A 19595-nucleotide genomic window follows, 5' to 3' on the forward strand; every position below is an offset into this window, starting at 1 on the left:
GACTCGGCCGGAAGCCCGCCGGTCGGAGAGGAGCCCGGATGCCCGGATACGCGACGCAGCCGAGACCCGATGACGTCGCGGTGGTCGGAGTCGGATGCCGCTTCCCCGGCGGGGTGCGGACGCCGCAGGCGTTCTGGCGCGCGCTCCGCGACGGGAAGGACGTCCTGCAGCGGGTGCCCGCCGACCGCTGGGGAAGTGGCTTCCACCACGCCGATCGCGGACGGCCGGGCGCGATCACCTCCGACCAGGGCGGTTTCCTGCCGGACATCGACAGGTTCGACGCCGCCTTCTTCGGCATCTCCCCGCGCGAGGCGGCCGAGATGGACCCGCAGCAGCGGATGTTGCTGGAGGTGACCGCCGAGGCGATGGAGGACGCCGGCGTGCCGATGCAGCGGTGGGAGGGCAGCCGGACCAGCGTCCACCTGGGAATGCTCGGCTCCGACTACCTCCTGCTGCACACCAAGACCGCAGGCGCCGCGGCGATCGGGCCGCACTTCGCCACCGGCAAGGAGTTCAGCTTCGCGGCCGGCCGGATCGCCTACGTCTTCGGCCTGCGCGGGCCGTGCATGACGGTCAACACCGCCTGCTCCTCCTCGCTGACCGCCGTCCATCTGGCCTGCCGCGCTCTGCGCGACGGTGAGGTGGACACCGCGCTGGCCGGCGGCGTCAACGCGCTGCTGACGCCGGAGCTGTCGATCTTCATGAGCAAGGTCCAGGCGTTCTCGCCGAGCGGGCGGTGCCGGCCGTTCGACGCGCGGGGCGACGGCATCGTCCGCGGCGAGGGGTGCGCGGTCGTGGTGCTCAAGCGGTACGCCGACGCGGTGCGTGACCACGACCAGATCTACGGCGTCATCCTCGGCAGTGCCGTCAACCACGACGGGCGCAGCGCGGGCCTGACCGTGCCGAGCGCGGTGGCCCAGCAGGACCTCCTGCGCGCCGCGCTGGCCTCGGCCGGCGTGGACGCCGGCGTGCCGGGCTTTGTGGAGGCGCACGGCACCGGCACGCCCCTGGGCGATCCGCTGGAACTGTCGGCCCTGGCCGCCGTCCTGGGCAGCGGCAGGGCCGCCGGGGACCGGCTGCTCGTCGGCTCGCTCAAGGCCAACTTCGGGCATCTGGACGCGACCGCGGGCGTGGCCGGCCTGCTGAAGGCCCTGCTGGTGGTCCAGCACCGCGTCGTGCCGCGGCAGATCCACTTCGACACCCCGACCCCGATGATCGACTGGGCCGACAGCGGGCTTGAGGTGCCCAAGGAGAACGTCCCGCTGCGCGGGCCCGGGGTGGCGGGCGTCAGCTCCTTCGGCCTGTCGGGGACGAACGTGCACGTCGTCGTCGGCGCGGCGAGCCCCGCCGAGCCGGCGTCGCCGTCCGCGCCCGCCGGCCCGGTGACGCTGCTGATCTCGGCCTCCACCGCCGAAGGGCTGCGCGAGCTCGCGGGCGACTACCTGGACCTGCTGCGCGACGACGCCGATCTGGACGGGACGGCCGCGGCCGCCGCGGCCCGCCGTACCCACCGCGAGCACCGGCTGGCCGTCGTCGGGGCCGACGCGGCGCAGGTGCGCGGCGGGCTGACGGACTTCCGCGGCGGCGGCAAGAACAGCGCGGTGATGACCGGCGCGGCGCGGCTCGCCGAGGCCCCCGTGGTGTACGCCTTCTCCGGGCACGGCGCGCAATGGCCGAGGGCCGGCATGGACGTCTACGACGACAATCCCGTCTTCCGCGACATCCTCGACGAGTGCGACGCCGAACTACGCGCGCACAGCGGCTGGTCGGTGGTGGACGTGCTACGCGACCCGGACCCCGCCCGGTTGCAGGCGACCGCGACCGGACAACCGGCGCTGTTCGCGCTCCAGCTCGCCCTGGCCGGGCTGTGGAGCTCCTGGGGAGTGCGGCCGGCGGCGGTCGTCGGGCACAGCATGGGCGAGATCGCGGCGGCGTGCGTGGCCGGGGCGCTGTCGCTGCCGGTGGCCGCGCGGCTGATCGTCGAGCGCAGCACGGTGCTGGAGCAGGCCAAGGGGAGCGGCGCCATGGCCTCGGTCGACCTGGGCGCCGACGCCGCCCGGGAGTGGCTGGCCCGGCGCGCCCCGGAGGTGTCGGTCGCGGCGGTGAACGGCCCGCGCTCGGTCGTCGTCAGCGGCCCGGCCGAGGACGTCGCACGGGCCGTGCGCGACTGGCAGCGGGAGAAGGTCGGGGCCGTCGCCCTGTCGGTCGAGTACCCCTCGCACGGGCCTCTGATGCGGCCCTACGGCCGGCGGCTCAGGCAGGCGACGGCCGACCTGGCCGCGTCCGCGCCGGCGATCCCCTTCCTGTCCACGGTCGATCCGGGGACGTCGGGTGGCGTGCCGGACGCCGAGTACTGGGAGCGCAACCTGTGCCGGCCCGTTCTGTTCTGGCCCGCGATCGATCGTCTGCTGGCCGAGCGTGACGCCGCGTTCGTGGAGATCGGGGCGCATCCGGTGCTGTCCCGCCCGGTCCGCGACGCGCTGGCCAGACGCGGCCGGCGCGGGATCGTGGTGGGCTCGCTGGTGCGCGGCGAGAGCGGCCCCGCGATGCTGGCCCGGTCGCGGGCACGGCTGCACGTCGCGGGCGTGGCCGTCGACTGGGCCCGGGTCTGGAACGGGCCGGTCCGCGCGGTGAGCCTGCCGCCGCCGCGCTGGGCCGACGATCGTCACTGGCTGGCGGGGGTGGAGCGGGGAACGCAGTCCGCGCCCTCTCCCGCCCTGGCGGGCCCAGGACCCGGACCGTCCGGTGTCGCCTCCGGGACGGCGCCGGTGGCCGGGCCCGAGGCCGTCCCCGAGGCGGCCTCCGGTGCCGCGTCCGGAACGGCGTCACAGGCGGCGGACGTGCGGGCCGCCGCGCACGCGTTGCTCGCGCGGGTGCTCGGCCACCCCGAAGGCACGCGCTTCCCCGAACGGCGCGGGCTGGCCGAGCTGGGACTCGACTCGGTCGGCGCGGCGGAGCTCGCCGAAGGGCTGACCCGGGTGACGGGCCGGCCGCTGGACGCCGCCGACGTACTCTCCCACGCCACCCTCGCCGCGCTGACCGAGCACCTGTCGCGATCGGCGACGCAACCGGCGACCGCCACGTCGGCACCGGAACGGGAGAGCGCCGCGGTGGCGGGACCGCGGACCGCTACGGCGAGGACCACGTCCGGCCCGTCGGGCGGCGCGTCGGGTGTCGCGTCCGGAACGGCGTCACAGGCGGCGGATGGGGCGTGGACCGGTGATGACCCCGTCGCGGTCGTCGGGTTCGCCTGCCGGGTCCCCGGCGCGCAGGACAGCGACGCCTTCTGGTCCCTGCTGAGCGACGGCCGGGACGCGACCGGCCCCGTCCCGCCCGGGCGCTGGGACGCCGAGCGCCTGTTCGCCGAGGGAGCCGTCGCCACCACGCGCGGCGGCTTCCTCGACGCGGTGGACGGCTTCGACCACGGCTTCTTCCGGGTCTCGGCCCGGGAGGCGCGCAGCATGGACCCGCAGCAGCGGCTTTTCCTGGAGACCGCCTGGGAGGCACTCGAACACGCCGGCCTCACCCTGCGAGAGCTGCGCGACAGCCGCACGGGGGTGTTCGTCGGCCTCAACTCCACCGACTACCAGCAGCTCCTGCTGGGCGGCGGCGCCGAGGTCGACCTGTACTACGGGACCGGCAACTCCTTCTCCGGGGCGGCCGGGCGGCTGTCGTACCTGCTGGGGCTGCGCGGGCCGAGCCTGGCCGTCGACACCGCCTGCTCCTCCTCGCTCACCGCGGTGCACCTGGCCTGCCAGAGCCTGCGGCTGGGCGAGAGCCGGGTCGCCGTCGCGGGCGGGGCGAACGTGATGGCCACGCCGACGATCTTCCGTGCCATGTCGGCCGGCGGCGCGCTGTCCAGGGACGGCAGGTGCAAGACGTTCGACGACGCCGCCGACGGCTACGGCCGGGGCGAGGGCGCGGGGGTGGTCGTGCTGAAGCGCCTGTCCGACGCGCTGCGCGACGGCGACCGCGTGTTCGGCCTCATCCGCGGCAGCGCGGTCAACCAGGACGGCGCCAGCGGTGGACTGACCGTGCCCAGCGGTGCCGCCCAGGAGGAGGTCATCGGCGATGCGCTGCGCCAGGCGGGGCTGCGGGCCGCGGACGTCGGCTACGTGGAGGCGCACGGCACCGGAACCAGGCTCGGCGACGCCATCGAACTGCGGGCCCTGGCCGCCGCGCTCCGCCCGGAGGGCACCGCGGAACGGTCGCTGCTCGTCGGGTCGGTCAAGACCAACATCGGTCATCTGGAGGCCGCCGCCGGGGTCATCGGCCTGATCAAGGTCCTGCTCACCTTCGACCGCGAGGTGATCCCCGCCCACCTGCACTGCGAGGTGCCGACGCGGCAGCTCGCCTGGGACCGGCTCCCGTTGCGCGTCACCACCGAGCGGGTGCCCTGGCCGAGGGCGTCCGGCACGCGCGTCGCCGGGGTGAGCGCCTTCGGGTTCACCGGTACGAATGCCCATGTCCTCGTCCAGGAGCCGCCGCCCGCCGGCGAGAGGTCCACGGCCGCCGGGACCGGCCCGGCGCTGCTGGCGGTCTCGGCCCGGACGGCGCCCGCGCTGGAGGAGGCCGTCTCGCGGCTGCGCGAGCGGCTGGCCGCCACGCCGGAGGCGGACCGCGCGGACCTGTGCTGGACCTCCGTCGCCCGGCGGATCCACCACGAGCACCGGATCGCCGTGGTGGGACGGACCGTCCGGGAGCTGGCCGAGGCGCTGGGCGCGGGGCCGCACCGCGGCCACGTGCCCGCGGGGGAGGAGCGCCCCGTCCTGTTCCACCACCGTGCCAGCCCGCCGAGCCGGCAGTGGTTCGCCGAGGTCACGCGGGGGCTGCCGGGCATCGACGCGACGCGCATCCTGGAGCGCACCGAGACCGAACTACGCACCGTGGCCGCGCCGCGAACCGCCTCCGGAAACCCGCCGCGAACCGCCCCCGGAAACGTGCCGGGGACAGCGCCGGGGACAGCGCCGGGGACGGCGCCGGGGACCGGGGCGGAGTCGCCGGCGGGAATCGAGGTGCTGGCTCGGCACGTGGCGGCCGTTCGCCTGTGGCGGGCGCTGGGCGTGGTGCCCGCCGCCGTGGCTGCGCCTCCGGACGTCGGTCCCTACCTGGCGGCCTTCGCGGCCGGTGAGCTCACCGTCGCGGAGCTGGCCCGGGCGTTCGCCGAGGGGACGCCGCCGCGCGCCGGCGGCGTCGCCTCCTTCCCCGACCTGGCCGCCGCCGCCGGGTTCGAGCTGGTGCTCGACCTCGGTGAGCACGGGTGCGCGGTCAGGCTGACCGGCGAGGCAGCCCATCCAGGAGCCCCAACCGCCACCGGAGCCGACGGTGGGGTCGGGGCCGACGGCGGGGCGGAGGCGCTCGATGTGCTGGCCGCCCTGCACGTGCGGGGGGCGCGCCTTGAGTGGAGGCGGCTGGCTCCTGCCCGTCCGCGGGTGCTCTCCCTGCCCGCCTACCCGTGGCAGCGCACGCGGCACTGGGTGGAGGCCGTCGAGACGCCACCGCCGCCGGCCGCCGGGCCGCGTGCAGACGGGCCGCCCGGCAGCGGATCGGAGCCGGGGCCGCCCGTGGAGACCGCGCTGCTGCGCCGCATCCGGGCCACGCCCGCGCCGGCGCGGGTGGAGGCGCTGCTGCCACCGCTGCTCGACCTGGTCGCCGAGGTGCTCGGCGGGGCCGACGACATCGATCCTGACCAGGGCTTCTTCGACATGGGCATGGACTCGGTCCTGTCGCTGCGGCTCAAGCTCGCCACCGAGGCGGCGCTCGGCATCGACCTGCCCAACACCGTCCTCTTCGAATGCCCCACCCCCCGCTCCTTCGCCCAGTTCATCGTCGCCGGCCTGGACGAGGCACCGGCCGTGGACGACACCGTGGACGAGGCCGTGGACGAGCTCGCCGCGCTGAGCGACGACGCGCTCGCCGCCCGGGTCGCGGACGTGCTCGCCGGCTCCTCGGCCCGGCTGCGATCGGCCGAGGCCCCGGTCGCGGGGGTTCAAGCCATCTTTGAGCAGCCGCACGTTGACTCGGGTCACTACCCGATCTCGTCGAAGGGAAGCGACGAATGACACAGGCCGACCTTCGCGCCCGGCTCATCGAGGCGTTGCGGGTGATCGAACAGCTGGAGGGCAGGCTCGCCGCAGGCGGGTCCGCGCCGGAGCCGATCGCCGTCGTCGGGGCGGGCTGCCGCCTGCCCGGCGGCGTCGACGGGCCCGACTCGTTCTGGAAGCTGCTGAGCGACGGAACCGACGCGGTGAGCGAGTTCCCCGCCGGCCGCGCCGACCTGGCGGCCTGGTACGACCCCGACCCCGACCGGCCCGGCACCACCTACGTGCGCCACGGCTGTTTCGTCGACCAGGTGGACCGGTTCGAGCCCGAGGTCTTCGGCATCTCCCCGCGCGAGGCCATCGGCATGGACCCCCAGCAGCGGCTCGCCCTGGAGGTCGCCTGGGAGGCCCTTGAGCACGCGGGGTACGCGCCGGACTCCCTCACCGGCAGCGCCACCGGCGTGTTCCTCGGGGTGAGCACCACCGACTACGTCCGGCTGCGGCAGGAGCGCGGCGACCCCGCCGACGTGGACGCCTACCAGCTCATGGGCGAGCCCAGCTTCACCGCCGGCCGGATCTCGTTCGTCCTCGGGCTGATGGGGCCGAGCCAGGTCGTGGACACCGCCTGCTCGTCGTCCCTGGTGGCGCTGCACGACGCCTGCCAGGCGCTGCGGCTCGGCGAGTGCGACATGGCGCTGGCGGGCGGCGTCAACCTCATGCTCAGCCCGTACTCGTTCGTGCTGCTCAGCAAGTTCCGCGGGCTGGCGCCCGACGGGCGGTGCAAGACCTTCGACGCCGCCGCCGACGGGTACGGGCGCGGCGAGGGCGCCGGCATCGTGGTGCTCAAGCGGCTCTCCGACGCAGAGCGGGACCGTGACCACGTACTGGCGGTCGTCCGCGGCACCGCCGTCGCGCACGACGGGCGCAGCAGCGGCATGACGGTGCCCAATCCGGCCTCCCAGCAGGCCGTCATCAGGGACGCGCTCAAGCAGGCCGGCCTGACCCCGGCCGACATCGACTACGTGGAGGCCCACGGCACGGGAACCGCGCTCGGCGACCCGATCGAGCTGCGCGCGCTGCAGGCGGTCATCGGGCAGGCGCACAGCCGAGCCGCCCCGCTCCTGGTCGGCTCGGTCAAGACGAACATCGGCCACCTGGAGGCCGCCGCGGGCGTCGCCGGGCTGCTCAAGGTGGTGCTGTCCCTGCACCACCGGGAGATCCCGCCGCATCTGCACTTCACCGACCCCAACCCGAACGTGGACTGGTCAGGGCTGCACGTCCGCGTCGCCGACGAGGGACGGCCGTGGCCGGTGCGCGGCGGCGTGCGCGCGGGCGGGATCAGCAGCTTCGGCGCCAGCGGGACCAACGCCCACGCCGTGGTCACCGAGCCGCCGCCGCGTCCGGTGCCCGCCCAGGCGTCCGGGCCACGGCGCGAGCACGGCGTGCTGACGCTGTCGGCGCGCACCGAGGGCAGCCTGCGCGAGCTGGCCAAGGCGTACGCCTCCTGGCTCAGGACGCCGGGCGCCGGGTCGATCGAGGACGTCTGCCGCACCAGCCAGAGCGGGCGCGGCAGGATGGCCAAGGGGCTGGCCGTCGTCGGCGACTCGTCCGCGGAGCTGGCGCGGGCGCTGGAGACGTTCGGCCGCGGCGAGCACGACGACGGCTGGACGGGCGTTGCGCTCGCGCCGCACCGCAACCGCGGCCTGGCCTGGCTGTTCACCGGCCAGGGCGCGCAGTACGGGCGCATGGGCGAGGATCTGCGCGCCGAGCCGGCCTACCGGGAGGCGATCGAGCGCGTCGCCGAGCTGATGGACCCGCTGCTCGACCAGCCGTTGGCCGCGCTGCTCGACCTGCCGGACGACGCGGGCTCCCCGATCCACCTGACCGGCAACACCCAGCCGGCGCTGTTCGCCGTCGAGTACGCGCTGTCGCGGCTGTGGATGTCCTGGGGGGTGCGGCCCGCCGTCGTCATGGGGCACAGCGTCGGGGAGATCACCGCGGCTTGCGTGGCCGGGGTGCTCAGTCTGCCCGACGCGGTCGAGCTCGTCGCCGCCCGCGGCCGGCTCATGCAGGCCCTGCCCGCGGGTGGCGTCATGGCGACCCTGGTCTGCGACGAGGAGCGGGCGCTGCGGGCGATCCAGGGGTTCGAGGAGCTGGTCTCGGTGGCGGCAATCAACGGCCCCGCCGACACCGTCATCGCGGGCCCGGCCCGCGAGGTCGCCCGGATCACCGACGCGCTGGCGGCCGAGGGCGTCAAGCACCGCCTGCTGAAGGTGTCCCACGCCTTCCACTCGCCGCTGCTGAAGCCGATGCTGGACGACCTGCGCGCGGTGGCCAGAGGCGTCAGGCATCACGAACCGGAGATCCGGCTGCTGTCGAACGTGACCGGCGACGAGTGGGGTGAGGAGCAGCGCGACCCGGAGTACTGGGTGCGGCACGCGCTCGCGCCGGTCCGCTTCCACGACGGGATCCGCCGGCTGCACCGCGACGGCCTGCGCACCTTCCTGGAGATCGGCCCGCAGCCGGTGCTGCTCGGCCTCGGCGCCCGGGCCCTGGACGATCCCGGCTGCCTCTGGCTGCCGTCCCTGCGCAAGAACCATGACGGACGGCGGCGCACGATCGCCGCGCTGGGCGCCCTGCACCTGCGGGGCGTCGCGGTGGACTGGGCCGCCGTCCACGGGGGAGCCGGGTTCGATCGGGTGCCGCTGCCCACCCACGTGTGGGACCGGACGCGGCACTGGTTCACGGAGGTGGAGCCGGGCGCCCCGGTCATGCGCGGGCGGCCCGGCGCATCGGGCCCCGGCGTCCGGCTGCCGGTCGCGCTCCCCACCTATGAGGTCGCCGCGGACGCCGAGGCGGGGCTGGAGCGGCTGGTCGAGCTGGCCAGGCAGGCCGCGGCGGATGCGTTCGGCGGCGTTTGGCACCGGGCCGCCGCTGTGGAGCTGGCCGAGCCGGTGGCCGCCGGTCAGACCCTTCAGGTCACGGTCGAGCGGGACGGCGACGGCCCGGCCGCGTTCACCGTGAGGGGCCGCGACGACGGCGAGGCGGCGGCGTCGGCCCCCTGGCGCCTGCACGCGCGCGGCGTGCTCCACGGCGGGGCGGTCAGGGAGAGCGACGGGATCGACGGCGACGAAGACGTGGTGGTGCCGGCCGGTGAGCGTCATCCGCTGGTGGCCGCCGCCGTGGCGCTGAGCGGCGCGGAGACGGCCACGCCGGCCGGATTCGAGACACTGGCCTGGGACCCGGGCCCGCCCGTGGCGAGCGTGCGAGTACGCAGGCGGAGCGCCGAGGCCGAGTTCCGCACCCCCGGCGGCCGCGTGAGCGGCCGGGTCACCGGGCTGCGGACGGCGCAGCCGGGCGAACAGGCCGCCGCGCGCTGGCGCGACCCTGCCGAGCTGGTGTTCGAGCTGGACTGGCAGGAGGCGCCCCTGCCCGCGGCGGGCGGCCTCGACGGCGAGCGCTGGCTCCTGTTCCGCGACGGCCACGGCGTCGCGGAGCGGCTGGCCGAGCAGGTGCGCGAGCAAGGCGGACACCCGCGGCTGGTCCGCCACGCGCCCGGGGTGGGCGTGGCGGGGCTGCTCGCCGAGGCGCGGCCGCACCGGGTCGTCGTCCTCACCGGGCTCGACGCGCCCGACCTGGACGAGGCCGACGAGGACGCGCTGGTGGCCTTCCGCGACCAAGCCGAGCTGCTGGCCGTCGAGGTCGTCCAGGCGCTGCGCGAGCGGCCGGGCGTCACCGTGCACCTGGTCACGCGCGGCGCGGTGCCCGCCGCCCCCGGCCGGCGGCAGCACCGGGCGGCGGCCGCCGGGCTATGGGGGCTGGGCCGGGTGATCGCGCTGGAACATCCGGGCTTGTGGGGCGGCGCCGTGGACCTGGACCCGGCCGGACCGGCCGACGGGACCGGGCGCCTGCTCGACGCACTCGTGCACAGCGCGGAGGACCAGATCGCCCTGCGTGAGGCCCGGGCGCTGGTGTGCCGGCTGGTCCGGCGACCCTTGCCGGCCGAGCGGCTCCAGGCGGCGCCGCCCATCCGCGCCGACGGGGCCTACCTGGTCACCGGGGCGTTCGGCGGAATCGGCGTCACGGTGGCCCGATGGCTGGCCGGGCACGGCGCTCGGCGGCTGGTGCTGCTCGGCCGGACGGCGCTGCCGGAGCGGGAGCGCTGGGACGACCCTGGCCTGACGGCGGCGCAGACCGAGCGGATCGCCGTGGTGCGAGCGCTGGAGGCGCTCGGCGCCGAGGTCACCGTCGAGGCGGCGGACGTGGCCGACGCCGCCGCGGTCCGCGCGGCCGTGGCCCGCCTGGAGGCCGGCGGCGTGCCGCTGCGCGGCGTGGTCCACGCGGCCGGCGTGTCCAGACCCCAGGTTCTCGCCGAGGTGGACCGGGCGGGCTACGCGGCGGTCTGGCGGCCCAAGGTGCTGGGCGGGTGGGCGCTGCACCGCGCCACCCGGGAGTCGGAGCTGGACTTCTTTCTCGGCTTCTCCTCCATAGCTGCCGCCTGGGGCTCTCTCTACCTGGCCGGTTACGCCGCCGCCAACGCCTTTCTCGACGGCCTGGCCCAGGACCGCCGCGCGCGCGGGTTGCCCGGTCTGAGCGTGGACTGGGGGCAGTGGGAGCTGCCGTCCAAGCTGTACGGGGCGGACGTCCGCTCGTTTCTGGCCGCCAGCGGGCTGCGGGCGCTGCCCGCCGGGCAGGGGCTCCGGCTGCTGGGCGCCTTGCTGGGGGCGGACCGGGTCCAGCCGGTGGTGTGCGCGGCGGACTGGCCCACCTACAAGGCGACGCTGGAGATCCGCGGCCCCAAGCCCGTGCTGGAGCAGGTCGAGGCGGCCCGGGCGGCCGAGGAGCCGGCGGGCGAGGCGGCACCGGTGCTGGAGGAGCTGCGCGGCTGCCCGCCGGACGAGCGGCCGGCCGTCGTCTCCGGCTACCTGCGTGACCAGCTCGCGCAGATCCTCGGCCTGGAGCGGTCGCGGCTCGACACCGAGTTCCGCCTGCTCGACCTGGGCATCGACTCGCTGATGGTGATGGAGCTGATCAAGCGGGTGCGGCGAGACCTGCGGATCGACTGCCCGGCCAAGGACTTCTTCGCCACCGACGCCGCCGAGTGGGACACGCTCCTGCTCCGGCAGGCGGCACAGCACCACGCGTTCGATGTGTCCGCTACCGAGGTTGGGAGTGACGACAGGTGACAGGGACCAGGCGCGGCAAGACGTCCGGCCAGTACGACGTGGCGATCCTGGGCAGCGGGATGGCGGGCTCGATGCTCGCCGCCGTCCTGGCCCGCAACGGGGTGGAGGTGCTGCTGGTCGATCAGGGCACCCATCCGCGATTCGCGGTGGGGGAGTCGACCATTCCCTACACCTCCGCCATGACGCGGATCATCGCCGACCGCTACCGCGTGCCGGAGATCGGGGCATTAGCCAGCTTCAAGGGCATACAACGTCATATTTCGCGAAATTCCGGTATTAAGCAGAACTTTGGGTTCGTCTACCATCGCGAAGGGCGCCCGCAGAACCCGGAGGAGATCAACCAGCTCAAGATTCCCACCGCCCTGCGCACCGAGTCCCACCTCTACCGCCAGGACACCGACGCCTACCTGTTCGCCGTCGCCGTCCGCCACGGCGCCCACCCCCGGCCCGGCACCCGTATCGAGGAGGTGGACATCGACCCCGACGCCGGGGTCGAGCTGCGCGCGGCGGGCGGGGAACGCTTCCGCGCCAAGTACGTGGTGGACGCCGGCGGCTTCCGCTCGCCGCTGGCCGACCGCTTCGACCTGCGCGAGAACCCCACCCGCGCCCGCCACCACTCCCGCAGCCTGTTCACCCACATGATCGGGGTGCGCCCGTTCGACGCGGCCCCGGCGGCAGCGCTGCACCGCCAGCCCAGCCCCTGGCACAACGGCACGCTCCACCACGTCTTCGACGGCGGCTGGCTCTGGGTCATCCCCTTCGACAACCACCCCGGCTCGACCAACCCGCTGTGCAGCGTGGGGCTCACGCTCGACCCCCGGCGCTTCCCCCAGGAGGAGCCGGACCCCCAGCGGGAGTTCGACGGCTTCCTCAAGCGCTTCCCCGAGATCGCCTGGCAGTTCACCGACGCCGTCGCCACCCGCCCGTGGGTGTCGACCGGCCGGCTGCAGTACTCCGCCAAGCGCCTGGTCGGCGACCGCTTCTGCCTCACCTCGCACGCGGCCGGCTTCATCGACGCCCTGTACTCGCGCGGGCTCACCAACACCCTGGACGTGGTCAACGCCCTGGCCTGGCGGCTGATCGCGGCCGCCCGCGAGGACGACTGGTCCACCGAGCGCTTCTCCTACGTCGAGACGCTGCAGCAGGGCCTCTTCGACGTCCATGACGACCTGGTCTACAGCTCCTTCGTCGGGTTCAGGGACTACGAGCTGTGGAACGCCGTCTACCGCACCTGGAAGATCGGCACCGTGCTGGGCACGCTGGTCCTGGAGAACGCCCACACCGCGTTCCTGCGCACCGGCGACGACGGCCTCTTCCGCGAGCTGGAGCAGAGCGACCATCCTGGCTCCCCGTTCCCCATCAGCGACCAGTTCAACCGGTTCGGCCCGCTCACCCGCGAGCTGTGCCTGGCCGTGGAGAACGGCTCGCTGAGCCCGTCGGCCGCCGCCGCCAAGGTCTTCCACCACATCGAGGACGCCGACTACATCCCGCCGGTCTTCAACCTCGGTGACCCGGCCAACCACTTCTTCCACGCCACGCCGCCCAAGATGCTGGCCGCCGCCCGCTGGGGCAGGACCCAGGCCCCGCCGCACATCGGCGCGGTCATCCGCGGGGCCATCGCGGGCGTGGTCCGCACCCGGCTCAGCCCTCGCCACTGACGTCCGCCCACCGAGAAGAGGAATCGCCACGATGAGAAACAGCAGCATGGAGAAGACCTTCTACGACGTCGCGATCCTGGGATCGGGCATCGCCGGCACGTTGCTGGGCGCGATCCTGGCCCGGCACGGCGCGAAGGTCCTCCTGGTGGACGCCGCCTCGCACCCCAGGTTCGCGGTAGGGGAGTCCACGATCCCCTACACCCTGCTCTACCTGCGCGCCCTGGCCGACCGCTACGACGTCCCGGAGATCAAGGCGCTGGCCACCTTCACGCAGACCAGGAAGACGCTCGGGGAGCGGTTCGGCGTGAAGCGGCACTTCGGGTTCCTGCTGCACCATGAGGGTCAGCCGCAGAACCCGCGCGAGACCAACGAGTTCAACACGCCGAAGAACCTGCTCAACGAGGCCGCACACTACTTCCGCCAGGACACCGACGCCTACCTGTTCCACGTCGCGATCAAGTACGGCTGCCGGGCGAGGCAGAATTTCCGGGTCGAGCAGATCGACTTCGACGACTCCGGCGTCACCGTCACCGGCCCGGACGCGCAGTACCGGGCCCGCTACCTGGTGGACGCCAGCGGCTTCCGTTCCCCGGTGGCGGACAAGTTCGGCCTGCGGGAGAACCCGTGCCGGCTCAAGCACCATTCGCGCTCGGTCTGGAACCACATGCTCGACGTCACTCCGACCGACGACCTGTTCCGGCACGGCAAGGAGAACCGGCCGCCGTTCCCCTGGTACGAGGGCACCGTCCACCACATGTTCGAGCGTGGCTGGGCGTGGGTGATCGCCTTCGACAACAACAAGTGGTCGACCAACCCGCTGTGCAGCGTGGGCATGACCGTCGACCCCCGGACCTATCCCAAGCCCGAGCACCTGACCCCCGAGGAGGACTTCTACGCGCTCGCCGCGCCCTACCCCGACATCGCCCGGCAGTTCGAGGGGGCCAAGGCGGTGCGCGAGTGGGTGTCCACGCCGCGGCTGCAGTACTCCTCCAGCCGCTGCGCCGGCGACCGCTGGTTCCTGCTCTCGCACGCGGCCGGCTTCATCGACCCGCTGTTCTCCCGCGGCCTGTCGAACACCGCCGAGGCGGTGCACGCGCTGGCCTGGCGGCTGCTGGCCGCGATCAAGGAGGACGACTTCTCCGCCGAGCGCTTCGCGTTCGTCGAGCGCCTGCAGCAGAAGCTGTTCGACTACAACGACTCGCTGGTCAACGCCGCCTTCATCTCCTGGCGCGAGTACGACCTGTGGACCGCGGTGTTCCGCTTCTGGGCCTGGGGCGCGAACGCCGGCTGCTACCAGATCCAGCGTGCGCTCAGCCGGTTCGCGCAGGACGGCGACGACAAGCACTTCAGGGAACTGGAGAAGGCGCCGCACCTCGGGCACTACTGGGGCTTCAACGACGGCTTCGCCAAGGCCTACGACAGCATGGTCGAACAGGTGGACGCGGTCGAGGCCGGCCACCTCAGCCCGCGCGAGGCGGCCGACGACCTGTACGACCAGATGCACCGCGCCGACTTCTGGCCCAAGCACTTCGGCTTCGCCGAGCGGGACGTGCGTTTCATCAGCCCCGGCCCCAAGACGTTCTTCAAAATGGCGCGCTGGGCGAAGACCGAGGCCGACCCCGAGCTGGGCACGCTCATGATCGAGACCGGGAAGGCGGCGTTGAAGTCCCGCTTCCTCAAGGGACGCAAGCTGTTCTGACCACCGGAGGCAACTCGCGATGACCGTGGAAACTCCCAGCACCCCATTCGACGTCGCCGTCCTCGGCACCCACCTGGGCTGCGCCGTGCTCGCGGCGATCCTGGCCAAGCAGGGAGTGCGCGTCCTCCTCGTGGACGCCGCCCCCGGCCAGGAGGAGTTCGCCGGGGAGACGACGGTGCCGTACACGGCGGAGGTCTTCTTCACTCTCGCCCGCCGCTTCGACATCCCCGAGCTCGCCGCCTTCGGGCTGACCAGCGCGCTGCCGTCGGAGATCCGGCGCTCCAGCGGGATCAAACGCAGCCTGGGCTTCCTGCACCACAGCGAGGGCCGCCAGCAGGTCCCCGAACAGGCCGTGCAGTTCAACGTCCCGGGCGAGCACGCCGAGTGGCACCTGTATCGCCCGCACGTCGACCAGCACGCCTGGACGATCGCCCGGCGCTACGGCGCGGTGGTCGTGCCGCACCGTCCCGCGGTCGCGGACGTGCGCGTCGGCGCCGGCGGCGCCGACGTGCTGCTGGCCGACGGCTCCCTGCACCGCGCCCGGTTCGTCGTGGACGGCAGCGGCGCGGGCTCCCCGCTGGTACGACGGCTGGGGGCCGAGGACGCGGCGCCGAAACTGCGCTCCCGGTCGCGGGTGCTGGCCACGCACATGTACGGGGTGCGGCCGTTCGAGCAGTGCGTGCGGCAGGCGGACTACGTCAGCGCCACCGACTGGTCCATGGGCACGATCAGCCACCTGTTCCCCGGCGGGTGGCTCCAGCTGGCCCACTTCGGCAACGGCGAGGACCCGGTCAACCCGTTGACCAGCGTGGTGCTCAGCCTGGACCCGGGGCGGTACGCGGACCTGCCGGGCGAGCCCGAGCAGGCATTCCGCGAGCTGGTGCGCCGCTTCCCCACCCTGGCCCGCTCGTTCAAGGACGCCGTCGCCGCCCGGCCGTGGACCGCCGCCCGGGTCTGGCAGCGCACGGCGGGACCGGCGTTCGGCGAGGGGTGGTTCCTGTTCGATCGCACCTTCAGCCGCAACGACCTGTTCCTGTCACGCGACGTCACCATGACGGCCGAGATGGTCCACGCGCTGGCGCCGGCGCTGGTCGAGGCGGCGCGGCGCGACGACTGGTCGACACCGGCGCTGCGGCGCGCGGCGCTGTTCCAGGAGCGGCTGGTCGACTTCAACGACCGGCTGCTCGCCGGCGCCCGCACCGCCACCACCGACTTCCGGCTGTGGAACGCCTACTCGCGGGTGTGGCTGCTGTGGTCGATGCTCTCGGCCCTGTCGCTCAAGAGCGCCCGCAACCGGTGCCTGGCGCTGGGGCGCTGGGAGGAGGTGGAGCGCTTCGGGGACGACGCGTTCTGGTTCCGCCCGCCTGACGGGCTGCCCGGGCTGCTGGACCGGGCGCTCGGAGAGCTGGCCGAGGTCGAGGCCGGCACGAGCTCGGCGAGCGCCTGCGCCGGCCGCCTGTTCACACTGCTGCGCCGGGCGCCGTTCGTGCCGCCGGTCTACCGGTTCGCCGATCCGGACGCCCGTTACTACCACTTCTCCACGGCGCGACGGCTGCGCATGCTGTTGTGGTCGAAGACCGTGGCGCCCGCCGAGTTCCGGACGATGATGACCAAGGAGAACCTCACCAACGTGCCGCCTCCCGCGATGCACTGAAACGCGATGCACTGAAACGCGATGCACTGAAAAGGGCACGGAAACGCGCCGGGCCGGCTCCCTGCCCGAGGGAGCCGGCCCGGCGTCTTTCGCCTGGCCCGGCGCAGGACCTCAGCGCAGGACCTCAGCGCAGGACCTCAGCGCAGGACTTCGGCGTACCCGCCGCGCCAGTAGGCCAGGGGGTGGCGGTGGGACCGCAGGTTTCCGCCGACCAGCCGGCCCACCAGCAGCGTGTGGTCGCCCGTGGTCACCGCCCGCTCCAGCTCGCACTCGGCGTAGGCGACGACGTCGGCCAGCACCGGCATCCCGCTGACCGGGCCGCGGTCCCAGCGCACCCGGTCGAACTTGTCCGGGACCGGGGAGGCGAAGACCTGGGAGACCCGCCTGGCCCGATGGTCCAGCATGTTCACCGCGAACCTGCCCCTGGCCAGCACGGCGGTGAGCGTGCCGCTCTTGTTGCTCACGCACGACAGCAGCAGCGGCGGGTCGGCGGACACGCTGCACACCGCCGAGCAGGTGAACCCGCGCGGTGATCCGTCGCCGCCGGTGGTGGTGACCACGCAGACGCCGCTGGCGAAGGAGCCCATGACCGTGCGGAAGGTGTCGGCGTCCACCGACGGCAATCGCTCCTCGGCGCGCTCCTGGGTGGCGCCGTTCATCGGGAACACGTGCGTCGCGCACGGCTCGGGTCCCGCCAGGGCCATCGGCAACATCTCCCATCCGCTCATCGAGGGCCGCCCTCCTCCGTCATGGCCAGCAGCAGAGCTCGATCGGTCTTCCCGTTCGGGGTCCTGGGCAGCGTCTCCAGCAGCCGCAGGCGGTCGACGTTCATGTAGGGGGGCAGCAGCCCCGCGCAGTGACGCTTGACCTCCAACAGGGAGGGGCGCCGGCCGGGCGCAGGGACGACGAACGCGTACAGGCGCGCGTGATCCCCCTCCCCGGCGGCCAGCACGGCGACCTCGGCGACGGAGCCGAGCCCTCCCAGGGCCGTCTCGATCTCGCCCAGCTCGACCCGGTTGCCGCGGACCTTGACCAGGTGGTCGCGCCGCCCGACGTAATTCAGCTCGCCGTCGGCGTCCAGACGGCCGAAGTCGCCCGTCCGATAGGGGCCCGTCAACCTCTCGCCGCCCCAGTAGCCCAGCATCACGGTCGGCCCCTCGACGACGATCTCCCCGACTCCGTCGTCGTCCGGGGACGACAGCGTGACCGTGTCCCCGGCGCAGGCGCGCCCGATGGGCAGCGGCCGGTCGCGGTCCAGGTCCGCGTCGCTCACCTCGTAGGAGGTGCAGACGTTGGTCTCCGTCGGCCCGTACCAGTTGAGCAGCCGGACGCCGGGCCAGTGTTTGCGCAGCGCCCGCACGTGCTGCAGGGGGAACGGCTCTCCGGCGAAGACGCAGGCGCGCAACCCCGGCGGCGGCTCCCGGTCCAGCAGGCCCCCCTCGCGGCACATCAGGGTCAGGACGGAGGGGACGGAGTACCAGACGGTGATGGCGCGCTCGTGGAGGAAGTCCGTGAGCTGGTGCGGGGCGTAGGCGCTCGCCGGAGGTACGAGGTGGACCGAGGCCCCTGTCGCGAAAGCGGCATACAGATCGAAAACCGACAGATCGAAGTTGAACGGCGCATGGTTGGAGAGCCGGTCACCGGCCCCCACCCGGACTTCCCGCACCGCCCACTCGACGAACGCGAGCGCGTTGCGGTGGCTCAGGCACACCCCCTTGGGCGTGCCGGTCGAGCCTGAGGTGTAAAGGATGTAGGCGGGATCGTCGCCCCCTGCGGAGAGCCCGCCCCGGCCGCCGCCGGCGTCGGCGTCGGCGTCGCCGCCGGCGACCAGCTCCGGCCAGGGGACGAGCGGCAGGCCGTGCCCGGCGGGAAGCCGTCCGGGAGCGTCCTCGTCGGTGACGACCAGCGCGGGCGCGGCGTCGCGGACGATCCTGGCGACCCGGGCCGCCGGGTTGGCGCCGGCGACCGGGACGTAGACGGCGCCCAGGCGCAGCACCGCCTGCATCACCGCGATCGCCTGGACGTGCTTGCCGGTCCAGATGACGACGCGATCGCCCCGGCTGACGCCGCGCCGGCGCAGGGCGGACAGGTAGAGATCGGACAGTTCGTCCAGGGCGCGGTAGGTCACCGGGCCGTCGTGGTCGTGCACGGCGACGGCCTCAGGCGTGCGCCGCGCGCTTTCGATGAGCAGCCGATGGAGTTTCACAGGTGGAGTTCCCTCGCGATGAGCTGTCGCTGGATGTCGGAGGTGCCGGAGAAGATCACTGCGGGCACGGTGTCGCGGAGCGCCGCCTCGATGCCGTCCTCGGACAGGTAGCCGCGGGCCCCGAAGAGCCTCACGGCGTCCAGGGCGCTGTGCAGCACCCCTTCGGAGACGGCCAACTTGGACATGGCGATCGCCAGGTCCGCCGGCTCGCCCCGATCCAGTTGCCAGCACGCGCGGTACAGCAGCAGGCGGGCGCTCTCGACCTGGGTGGCCATGTCCGCTATGCGGTGGGAGACGGCCTGCAGCCGCGAGATGGGCGCGCCGTACTGCCGCCGGGCGCGGGCGTGCTCCTTGACCCGGTCCAGCAGGCGGTCGGCGAGCCCCAGGTAACCAGCGAACAGGCAGGCCCGCTCCCATTCCATGGAGCGCTGGAAGATCGGGCCGCCCTGCCCCGGCTCGCCCAGCACCCGCTCGTCGGGGACGAAGCAGTCCTCGAAGTGGACCGCGCAGGCCACGCAGTCGTCCAGGCCCATCTTCGCCATCGTCGGGCCGAGCCGGACGCCCGGGGAGCCGGCGTCCACAACGAAGGCGGTCTGCCCGAGGTAGCCGGCCCGCGGGTCGGTGGTGGCGTAGGCGAGCAGCACGTCGGCGACGGGCCCGTTGCTGACGAACGACTTCTTCCCGTTGAGCACCCAGCCGCCCGGCGCCCGGCGGGCGCTCGTGGCCAGGCGCGAGACGTCCGACCCGGCCTCGGTCTCGGTCATGGCGTTGCCGGCGATCGCCTCGCCCGAGCACAGGCGCGGCAGGAACCCGGCGCGCAGGCCGGGCCCGCCGAACTCGGCGATCGGCATCGTGCAGGCGAACAGGTGCGCACTCGCGCCGAACACCAGCCCGGTGTGGCGGCAGCCCCGCCCGGCCGCCTCGAACACCCGGGCCGTGTCGAGCGCACCGAGCCCCTGCCCGCCGTGCTCGGCGGGCACGCAGGAGCCGAGCACGCCCAGCTCCCCGAGGCAGCGCCAGTGCCGTCGCCGGCCCCCCAGGGGGTGCTCGGTGTGCGAGTCCTTGCACACCTGGCGCAGCCGGGTCAGCAGGTGCTCGTAGCGGGCCGATTGCTCGGCGTTCCAACCGAAGTCCACCATCTCTCGTCTCCA

8 protein-coding genes are annotated in these 19595 nt (G+C 73.9%); 5 read left to right on the forward strand and 3 right to left on the reverse strand.

The window, feature by feature from the left end:
• The first annotated feature begins 38 nt into the window (after positions 1-38).
• The 5 genes from ACFYUV_RS06365 to ACFYUV_RS06385 are packed head-to-tail and all read left to right on the forward strand — an operon-like array spanning position 39 to position 16238.
• Entirely contained in the window at positions 39-6062 is a 6024-nt protein-coding gene (locus ACFYUV_RS06365; protein WP_387665610.1) for a type I polyketide synthase, read from the forward strand.
• Complete coding sequence (locus ACFYUV_RS06370; protein ID WP_387665613.1) at positions 6059-11227, forward strand: type I polyketide synthase; 5169 nt, start codon at positions 6059-6061, stop codon at positions 11225-11227. Before ACFYUV_RS06365 ends, ACFYUV_RS06370 begins: the two co-directional genes overlap by 4 nt.
• Positions 11224-12885: an NAD(P)/FAD-dependent oxidoreductase gene (locus tag ACFYUV_RS06375; RefSeq protein WP_387665616.1), complete on the forward strand. Its 1662-nt coding sequence runs from the start codon at positions 11224-11226 to the stop codon at positions 12883-12885. The genes ACFYUV_RS06370 and ACFYUV_RS06375 overlap by 4 nt, the downstream gene beginning before the upstream one ends.
• Before the next feature lie 31 nt (positions 12886-12916).
• Positions 12917-14584: an NAD(P)/FAD-dependent oxidoreductase gene (locus ACFYUV_RS06380; protein ID WP_387665618.1), complete on the forward strand. Its 1668-nt coding sequence runs from the start codon at positions 12917-12919 to the stop codon at positions 14582-14584.
• Between the two features lie 19 nt (positions 14585-14603).
• Positions 14604-16238: an NAD(P)/FAD-dependent oxidoreductase gene (locus ACFYUV_RS06385; RefSeq protein ID WP_387665621.1), complete on the forward strand. Its 1635-nt coding sequence runs from the start codon at positions 14604-14606 to the stop codon at positions 16236-16238.
• Between the two features lie 137 nt (positions 16239-16375).
• On the opposite strand, the gene ACFYUV_RS06390 is transcribed toward ACFYUV_RS06385, so the two are convergent.
• The 3 genes from ACFYUV_RS06390 to ACFYUV_RS06400 are packed head-to-tail and all read right to left on the reverse strand — an operon-like array spanning position 16376 to position 19583.
• Entirely contained in the window at positions 16376-16966 is a 591-nt protein-coding gene (locus ACFYUV_RS06390; protein ID WP_387665624.1) for a flavin reductase family protein, read from the reverse strand.
• Positions 16963-18444 carry an AMP-binding protein gene (locus ACFYUV_RS06395; protein WP_387665627.1) on the reverse strand — a complete coding sequence of 494 codons (1482 nt, stop codon included), beginning with the start codon at positions 18442-18444 and terminating at the stop codon, positions 16963-16965. Before ACFYUV_RS06395 ends, ACFYUV_RS06390 begins: the two co-directional genes overlap by 4 nt.
• On the reverse strand, positions 18441-19583 hold the full coding sequence (locus ACFYUV_RS06400; protein ID WP_387665629.1) for an acyl-CoA dehydrogenase family protein: 1143 nt from the start codon (positions 19581-19583) through the stop codon (positions 18441-18443). Before ACFYUV_RS06400 ends, ACFYUV_RS06395 begins: the two co-directional genes overlap by 4 nt.
• Positions 19584-19595 lie beyond the last annotated feature (12 nt).

The sequence above is a fragment of the Nonomuraea sp. NPDC003560 genome (genome assembly GCF_042878785.1).
Lineage (GTDB): Bacteria > Actinomycetota > Actinomycetes > Streptosporangiales > Streptosporangiaceae > Nonomuraea.